At 70.1% G+C, this 1,745-nt stretch carries 1 protein-coding gene; it reads left to right on the top strand.

What is annotated here, in order from left to right; genetic code table 11:
* The first annotated feature begins 45 nt into the window (after window positions 1-45).
* Window positions 46-1,644 (top strand): methyl-accepting chemotaxis protein, encoded by a 1,599-nt coding sequence (locus HG543_RS53470; RefSeq protein WP_169352650.1) that lies wholly within the window; start codon window positions 46-48, stop codon window positions 1,642-1,644.
* The last annotated feature ends 101 nt before the right edge of the window (window positions 1,645-1,745 follow it).

The following is a 1,745-nucleotide window of genomic DNA, read 5'->3' as shown; positions in this document are numbered from 1 at the left end:
CCCCCGCGGGACCCTCTCTGACGTCTTCCCCCCGATGGTGATTCCGTGACCTCTCCCCAGCCATCGCTCGCCACGCAGCTCTCGCGGCAGTTCCGCCAGTCCCTGGGGCTGGCGCCGAAGTTCGTGCTGCTCACCGCGTGCATCACCGCCACGCTGGCCATCATCCTCACCGGCATCGCCACCCGGCAGCTCGAGTCCGACCTGATGGACAACCACCTGGGCGAGGGCCGGCTGCTGGCCCGCAGCCTCGCGGTGGCCGCCGAGCAGGGCGTGACGGCCGGCGACGGCACGCTCCAGCCCATGCTGGACGTCAGCCGTGAGAGCGAGGACCTGGCCTGGCTCTACATCCAGGACGCCACGGGCGCGGTGGTGGCGCATACCTTCTCCGGCGGCCTCCCCGAGTCGCTGAAGGGCGAGGGTGCCTCGTCCGCGGACGGCATCGTGCGGGAGGTGGAGACCGCCGACGGCAAGCGGCTGCGCGCCATGGACGTGGCGGCCCCGGTGGCCAAGGGCCGGTTGGGCACGGTGCACGTGGGCATGTCCATGGACCACATCGACGACCTGGTCTCCAAGCTGCGCTGGCGGATGACGCTGTTCGCCCTGCTGCTGGTGGCGCTGGGCGTGTCGGTGTCGGCGCTGTTCGGCCGCAGCATCGTCAGCCCGCTGCGCGAGCTGACGGAGGTGGCGGGCCACATCGTCGAGTCCGGCGACCTCACGCGCCCCATCCAGGTGAAGAGCGGCGACGAAGTGGGCCGGCTGTCCAACTCCTTCGCGCAGATGGTGGGCCGGCTCAAGGAGGTGACGGTCAACCTCCAGCAGGCCGCCACCGCGCTGACCCAGTCCACCGAGCACCTCAACGCCTCGTCCACCGAGCAGGCGCAGACCATCTCCCGCCAGGCCGCCGCGCTGCAGGAGACGCAGGTGACGGCGCAGGAAATCAAGCAGACGTCCATGCTGGCCGCGCAGAAGGCGGAGACGGTGCTGTCCGTCGCCGAGCGCGTGGACGCGCTGGCCCGCGCGGGCGAGGCCTCCATCGAGTCCACCATGGCGGGCCTCAACGACATCCGCGCCCAGGTGGGGGAGATTGCCCAGAAGATTCTCGAGCTGGGTGAGCGCACGCAGCAGATTGGCGGCATCACCCAGACGGTGAAGGACCTGGCGGACCAGTCCAACATGCTGGCCCTCAACGCGGCGATTGAATCCGTGCGCTCGGGCGAGCACGGCAAGGGCTTCGCCGTGGTGGCGCGCGAGATTCGCGCCCTGGCCGACCAGTCCATCCAGGCCACCACCCGCGTGCGCGAGCTGCTGGACGACATCGCCAACTCGGTGACGGCCGCGGTGCGCATCACCGAGCGTGGCGCGGAGCGCATGGAGGCCGGCATGGCCCAGGTGCGCACCAGCGGTCAGAACCTGCGCGAGCTGTCCACCATCGCCCAGGACAGCACCGCCGCCGTGCGCCAGATTGCCGCCGCCGTCAGCCAGCAGAACGTGGGCATCAACCAAATCACCCTGGCGGTGAACGACCTCTCCAAGATGATGGACGAGACGGTGGCCCGCATCGGCTCCACCGGCGAGGCCGCCACCACGCTGCAGATCATCTCCGAGCAGCTCTCCAGCGCGGTGAAGAGCTACCGCGTCGGCTGAAGCGCCACCGGGGCTCCGGGCCTCGAAAAGAAGAAGGCCCCGACTCCACCTGGGAGTCGGGGCCTTTTTCATGCCCGTGTGGGCGGGGAGGGGACTACGCC

The sequence above is a fragment of the Pyxidicoccus fallax genome, from assembly GCF_012933655.1.
Taxonomy (GTDB): Bacteria; Myxococcota; Myxococcia; order Myxococcales; family Myxococcaceae; genus Myxococcus; species Myxococcus fallax.
Note: the sequence above shows the minus strand (reverse complement) of the source record. Positions and strands in the feature narration are given on the sequence as shown.